This window comes from Pseudomonas sp. zfem004, from assembly GCF_032621715.1.
Taxonomy (GTDB): Bacteria; Pseudomonadota; Gammaproteobacteria; order Pseudomonadales; family Pseudomonadaceae; genus Aquipseudomonas; species Aquipseudomonas sichuanensis.
The window spans coordinates 181,062-187,455 of the sequence record NZ_JAVYJF010000013.1 but is presented as its reverse complement, the minus strand read 5'-3'; the positions used below and the strand labels follow the sequence as shown (position 1 = coordinate 187,455).

General features: G+C 64.4%; 6 protein-coding genes. 3 read left to right on the top strand and 3 right to left on the bottom strand.

What is annotated here, in order from left to right:
• Positions 1 to 289: 289 nt before the first annotated feature.
• Complete coding sequence (locus RTH46_RS16000) at positions 290 to 1,168, bottom strand: DMT family transporter (RefSeq protein WP_153787932.1); 879 nt, start codon at positions 1,166 to 1,168, stop codon at positions 290 to 292.
• A gap of 215 nt (positions 1,169 to 1,383) precedes the next feature.
• Between RTH46_RS16000 and RTH46_RS15995 the strand changes: the two genes are divergently transcribed.
• Positions 1,384 to 2,208, top strand: coding sequence for an aldo/keto reductase (locus RTH46_RS15995; RefSeq protein ID WP_316906092.1), 825 nt, complete (start codon positions 1,384 to 1,386; stop codon positions 2,206 to 2,208).
• A gap of 9 nt (positions 2,209 to 2,217) precedes the next feature.
• Here RTH46_RS15995 and RTH46_RS15990 read toward each other — a convergent pair whose 3' ends face one another.
• Entirely contained in the window at positions 2,218 to 3,099 is an 882-nt protein-coding gene (locus tag RTH46_RS15990; RefSeq protein ID WP_110996210.1) for a LysR substrate-binding domain-containing protein, read from the bottom strand.
• A 159-nt stretch (positions 3,100 to 3,258) separates the two neighbouring features.
• Between RTH46_RS15990 and RTH46_RS15985 the strand changes: the two genes are divergently transcribed.
• A complete protein-coding gene (locus RTH46_RS15985; protein ID WP_316906090.1) occupies positions 3,259 to 3,909 on the top strand; it encodes an ankyrin repeat domain-containing protein in 651 nt (216 codons plus the stop codon).
• Positions 3,910 to 4,018: 109 nt separating this feature from the next.
• Here the strand turns inward: RTH46_RS15985 and pobA are convergent, their stop codons facing one another.
• Positions 4,019 to 5,206, bottom strand: coding sequence for a 4-hydroxybenzoate 3-monooxygenase (pobA, locus tag RTH46_RS15980; RefSeq protein ID WP_316906089.1), 1,188 nt, complete (start codon positions 5,204 to 5,206; stop codon positions 4,019 to 4,021).
• 127 nt (positions 5,207 to 5,333) lie between these two features.
• Between pobA and RTH46_RS15975 the strand changes: the two genes are divergently transcribed.
• Positions 5,334 to 6,209, top strand: a complete 876-nt coding sequence (locus RTH46_RS15975; protein ID WP_153787936.1) for a helix-turn-helix domain-containing protein — start codon at positions 5,334 to 5,336, stop codon at positions 6,207 to 6,209.
• Positions 6,210 to 6,394 lie beyond the last annotated feature (185 nt).

Below are 6,394 nucleotides of genomic sequence, written 5' to 3'. Positions count from 1 at the left end.
TTGGTTACTTTGGCCAAGACCAAAGTAACCCGCCGTAAGGGCGGAAAGGTGACTACGCGTCGACATCATAAATGAATGCGCATACAACTATCAAAACCAACGAACAACAAKRSCCAANGACCAAAGTAACCCGCCGTAAGGGCGGAAAGGTGACTACGCGTCGACATCATAAATGAATGCGCATACAACTATCAAAACCAACGAACAACAAGACCCAAGGAACCTGGAACTTGGAACTTGGAACTTGAACAGCTAAGCAATAACTGCAATAACCTCCAAACCCCACCCCCTACTTGCGCCGCTGCATCCAAGCCGCCCCCAACCCACTCAAACAAATCACCGAAATCCCCACCAAACTCATCCCATCCGGCACCTGCCCAAAAATCACCACCCCCAACAACCCCGCAAACACAATCTGGCAATAACTGAACGGCGCCAACAGCGCCGGCGCCGCATACCTGAACGCCTGCGTCAGCAGCAGATGTGCCGTCATCCCACACCCCCCCAGCGCCAGCATCAACAACGCATGCTGCCACTGCGGCACCTGCCAGAAAAACGGCACCAACGCACTCAGCACCAAGGTATTGCACAACCCCGCATAGAAGTTGCTGGTGGTCGGGCTGTCATGGGCCGCCAGCACCCGCGTCAGCAACTGATACGAACAGAACCCCAGCGCCGACCCCAGCGGAAACAGGATCGCCGGGGTAAACATCGCCCCGCCCGGATGCACCACCACCAGCACCCCGACAAACCCCATCACCACCGCCGCCCACTGGCCCGCCGTGACCCGCTCCTTGAGCAGCGGCACCGACAACGCGGTCACCAGCACCGGGGCCAGGAAGTTGACCGACGTCGCCTCGGCCAACGGCAAATACTGCAAACCCGCAGTGAACAACAGGCTGGTGCTGAGCAGGCTCAAGGCGCGCAGGGTCTGCAACAACGGCCGCCGGGTACGCAGCACCGCCATACCGGCCTTGGGCAGGAAGATCCCGGCCATCAGCAAGGTGTGCACCAGGTAACGAGCCCACACCACCATGATGATCGGGTAGATGCCGCCAAGGAATTTCGACAACGCGTCGTGGCCGGCGAACAGGAAGGTGGCCACCACCACCAGGGTGATACCGCGCAGCGGCTGGTTGACTCCGGACAGCGGCGTACTGGAACTCATGGGGCTCTCGAGCGGTGGCCCCGGCCTTGCGCCCGGGCATCCGCGGATTCTAGAAGAGATCCCGGGCGATGAACATTGCCTGGGCCCAGGCTTCTGTACTGCCCGGTACATTTCGTTCGCTGATCGACCACTTTCCCCCTGCGCCCACTGGCAGCCATTCGCCGATGGCCGATCATGGCCGTTCACCTTTTTCCCTCAGTACAAGGAGTACCGCCATGCACAGGCTCACCACTCGCCACGGCCTCGACATGCCTGCCATCGGCCTGGGCACCTGGCCAATGACCGGCGCCGAGTGCACCCGCGCCGTGCACCAGGCGCTGGAGCTGGGCTACCGGCATATCGACACCGCCACGGCCTACAACAACGAAGCCGCCGTCGGCCAGGCCCTGCGTGACAGCAGCGTACCGCGCGAGGCCATTCACCTGACCACCAAGGTCTGGTGGGACCGCCTCGCCCCCCAGGCCATGCGCCAGTCCCTGGAAGACAGCCTCCGCGCCCTGGGCACCGAGCAGGTCGACCTGTTCCATATCCACTGGCCGGGCAAGGACTGGGACCTGGCGCGCAGCATCGAGACCTTGGTGGCGCTGCGCGACGAAGGCAAGGCGCGCTGCATCGGCGTGGCCAATTTCCCCCTCGGGCTGCTGCGTCAGGTGATCGAACAACTGGATGCCCCGCTGTCGGCGATCCAGGTCGAGTACCACGTGCTGCTCGACCAGACGCCGCTGCTCGAGTTCGCTCGCCAGCATGGCCTGGCCTTCACCGCCTACACCCCGCTGGCACGTGGCCAGGCTGCCGAACAACCGGCCATCCGCACCATCGGCGACAAACACGGCGTGCTGCCCAGCCAAGTGGCCTTGGCCTGGTTGCTTGAGCAATCCGGCGTGGCAGTGATCCCGAAAGCCAGCAGCCGTGAAAACCAACTGGCCAACCTGGCGGCGCTGGACCTGCGACTGGATGATGAGGACCGCGCACGCATCGCCGCGCTGGCGAAGGACCGGCGCCTGGTCAGCCCGGACTTCGCCCCGCAGTGGAACAGCTGAACATCCCCTTCAGATCGCCTGCACCGCCAGCAGCTCGGTGAGCACCTCGGCCAACGCCTTGACCATCACATCGGCCGTGGGCCGGTGCACGATCACGATCTCGTAGCTGTCCACCTCCGGCAGCCCCTGCTCGCCCCCCAGCACCCGGTGCTCGCGGGTCGCTGCCCGCGGTGGCAGCAGGCTGATGCCCATGCCATCTGCCACTGCCGCCTGGATGCCGCTGAGGCTGGAGCTGGTGAAGCTGATGCGCCAGCGCCGGCCCATGCCCTCGATGGCGCTGATCATGTCGTCGCGGTACAGGCCCCGCGGCGGGAAGGTCACCAGCGGCACCGGGTCGAGTTCGAAGGCCGGCATCCGCGCGCTGTCGATCCATTGCAGGCGCTCCGGCCAGCAGGCCACCCCTTCGCGGCTGTTGCGCCGCTGCTTGAGCAGCACCAGGTCGAGCTCGCCGTTGTCGTAGGCCTGGCTGAGGTCGCGGCACAGCCCGCTGGTGACCTCCAGCTTGACCTGCGGGTGGCGCCGGCTGAAGGCCGACAGTGCATTGGTGGTGCGCCCGCCAACGAAGTCCTCCGGCACGCCCAGGCGCACGGTCATGCCGACCATGGCCCCGGCCAGCGCTTCGAGCATCTGGTCGTTCAGCGCCAACATGTGCCGGGCATAACCCAGCAGGGTCTGGCCGGCATCGGTAGGCAGCACGTCGCGGTTACCGCGCACCAGCAGGCGGTGGCCGACCATCTCTTCGAGGCGGCGGACCTTCTGGCTGATGGTCGATTGAGTGGAATGCAGGCGTGCCGCCGCGGTGGTGAAACTGCCGCAATCGGCCACCACGACAATGGCGCGCAGCAGGTCGAGGTCGAACAGGGCTCTATTCGATTTAACGCTGATGGACATCTTGGTATTCGACTTCTGAATGACAAGCCTGACTTCTATCACGCCCCTCCACGCCCGGCAACCATGCGCAAATCCACTGACTGGCATCCAGAAAAATCACTTCTGGCGCCGCGCGCAGTTACCTAGGATGAGCGCTCGCCCTGCCAGGAACCCCAGACCATGCGCCTGCCGATTGCCACCCTGCTGCTGGCCCTGCTCACCAGCCTTGCCGCTCACGCCGAGAGCCTGCCCATGAATAACCGCCTGTTCGATGCCGCCCGCCTTGGCGACCTGCCCGCCATCCGCCAGGCGCTCGCCCAGGGCGCCACCCTCGACGCCCGTGACGACCAAGGCCAGACCGCACTGCTGGTGGCCACCCACGCCAACCAGGTCGCCGCTGCGCAGGTACTGATCGAGGCGGGTGCCGACGTCAATGCCAAGGACAACATCCACGACAGCCCCTACCTGTATGCCGGAGCCCGCGGCCTCGACGAAATACTGCGCCTTACCCTCGCCCATGGCGCCGACCTGAAAAGTACCAACCGCTATGGCGGCACCGCGCTGATCCCGGCGGCCGAGCGCGGCCATGTGCAGACCGTGCAGTTGCTGATCGATGCCGGGGTCGACGTGAACCACCTCAACCGCCTGCACTGGACCGCGCTGCTGGAGGCGGTGATCCTCGGCGATGGTGGGCCGCGCCATGTGGAGATCGTGCGCCGGCTGCTGGCGGCCGGGGCCGACCCGGCGATTGCCGACAAGGACGGGGTGACGGCGCTGGAGCATGCGCGCCAGCGGGGGTATAGGGAAATGGAGGTGCTGCTGGCGCGTTGATTCGCTGTAGGCCCAATCGCCGGCAAGCCGGCTCCCACATGTACTGCACGGAAGCTGTAGGAGCGGCCGCGTCGACTTCAAGCCATTGGAGCAGCGCTGATCCGGCCCGTTACTCCACTACCTCGAACGGCAACCCCACATAGTTCTCGGCAATATTCACCAACCCCGCCTCGGAGCTGAGGAAATACTCACGGTCAGCCTCCTGCATCTTACGGTCCCAGTCATCCTGATGCTCACCGAAATCATGCAGTAACTGGGTCATGAACCAACTGAAACGCTCGCCCTTCCACACCCGGCGCAAGGCCATGGGTGAATACTGGGCCAGCAGGTCGGTACGGCCTTCGCGGTACACCTTGAGCAGGATCCGGTACAGGTAGTTCACGTCCGAGGCCGCCAGGTTGAGGCCTTTGGCACCCGTGGGCGGGACGATATGCGCGGCATCACCGACCAGGAACAAACGGCCATGCTGCATGGGCTCGACCACCAGGCTGCGCAGCGGCGCGATGCTCTTTTCCAGGGCCGGGCCCGTCACCAGGTGCTCGGCCACCTCTTGCGGCAAGCGCGCCTTGAGCTCGCCCCAGAAGCGCGCATCCGACCAATCCTCGACCCGCTCCTGCAGCGGCACCTGCAGGTAGTAGCGGCTGCGGGTCTGCGAACGCTGGCTGCAGAGCACGAAACCGCGCTCGTGGTGGGCGTAGATCAGCTCGTGGTTCACCGGCGGCGTATCGGCCAACAGCCCCAACCAGCCGAACGGGTAGACCCGTTCGTAGGTTTTGAGCACACCTTCGGGAATGCTTTGCCGGGCGACGCCGTGGAAGCCGTCGCACCCGGCGATGTAGTCGCAGTCGACGCGCTGCAGTTGGCCATCCTTCTCGAACGTCAGGTAGGGCCGCGCGCCGTCGATGTCATGGGGCTGCACCTTGCTGGCTGAATAGATGATCGGCGCCCCGCTCTGCTCGCGGGCCTGCATCAGGTCACGGGTGACCTCGGTCTGGCCGTAGACCATTACTGTCTTGCCACCGGTCAGCGCCTTGAGGTCCAGGCGCTGGCGGCGGCCACCGACCAGCAGCTCGACGCCTTCGTGGACCAGCCCTTCACGGTCCATGCGCTCGCCGACCCCGGCCTCGCGCAGCAGATCGACGGTGCCCTGTTCGAGCACCCCGGCGCGAATGCGCCCAAGTACGTAGTCGGGGGTCTGGCGCTCGACGATCAGCGTGTCGATGCCGGCCTTGTGCAGCAATTGGCCCAGCAGCAGGCCGGACGGGCCTGCGCCGATGATTGCAACCTGAGTCTTCATTGTTGTTGTCTCTTTGTGCTGTTACGGTTCTCCTCTGCATTTTTACGAGCGTTTCAGGCCGAAAAAGTGTGTTATCCGCTATAAAACCTGCACTTTTACAAAAATCGTTCGATTAACGGACAAGACCATGCCCAGCCCTCTTTCCGGCGTTCCGCTGTTCCAGCTCTACGGCGAAAACCACGCCTGGCCCGACACCGACCTGCTGCACTGCGAGTCGATCCCGGCACGCAGTCGCCTGCACCACTGGGAGATCAAGGCGCACCGCCACGCCGAGCTGTTCCAGCTGCTGTACGTGCAGCGCGGCGAGGCGCAGGTGCAGATCGAGGGCGAGCGCAGCGTGATCCGCCAGGCGGCGATCCAGGTGGTACCGCCGCTGACCGTGCATGGCTTTCGTTTCAGTGCCGATATCCAGGGCCATGTGCTGACCTTCGGCACGGCGCTGGTGGCCGACCTCGAGCAACGCCTGGGCGCGCCATTGAGCGTACTGGCCGCGCCCGGCTGCTATCCGTTGGGCCAGGACCGCCTGCGCCTGCACACGTTGATCGACACGCTGCAACAGGAATACCAGGACAACGCCCCGGCACGGGCGGCGATGCTGCAAGCATTGGTCACCGCGCTGATGGTGTGGATCAGCCGCCAGCAGCAGGACCGTGCCCCGCGCACCCGTGGCGAGCGCGAGCAACAATTGCTTGGCCGCTATCTACGCCTGGTGGAGGCGCACTACCGCGAGCACCTGGCCGTGGAAACCTATGCCGCGCGTTTGGGCATCAGCAGCCTGCAGCTCAATCAGCTGTGTCGCGCCCTGGCCAACCAGACCGCACTGCAGGTGGTGCACCAGCGCCTGCTGCTCGAAGCCCGGCGCAACCTGTCGTACACGCGCATGAGCATCGGCCAGCTGTCCGACAGCCTGGGTTTCAGCGACCCCACCTACTTCGCCCGCTTCTTCAAGCGATTGAGCGGCCATACGCCCAACGCCTACCGCCGCGCCACGCAAAGTGAATAATCATTGCAGCCACGCAAAGAGCCAACTGCGTCGTTAAATATTATTGACCAAAACCCCCGCCAAACCCTTGTCACCCAAGGCTCCGAGACCTTCAAGCCCCCGAAAAACGGCGCCTCGGCGCCCTGCCACTCGTTTGACATATCGAACGGCTCTGGCAAGCTATCAGTCATGCCCCGACCGGCATC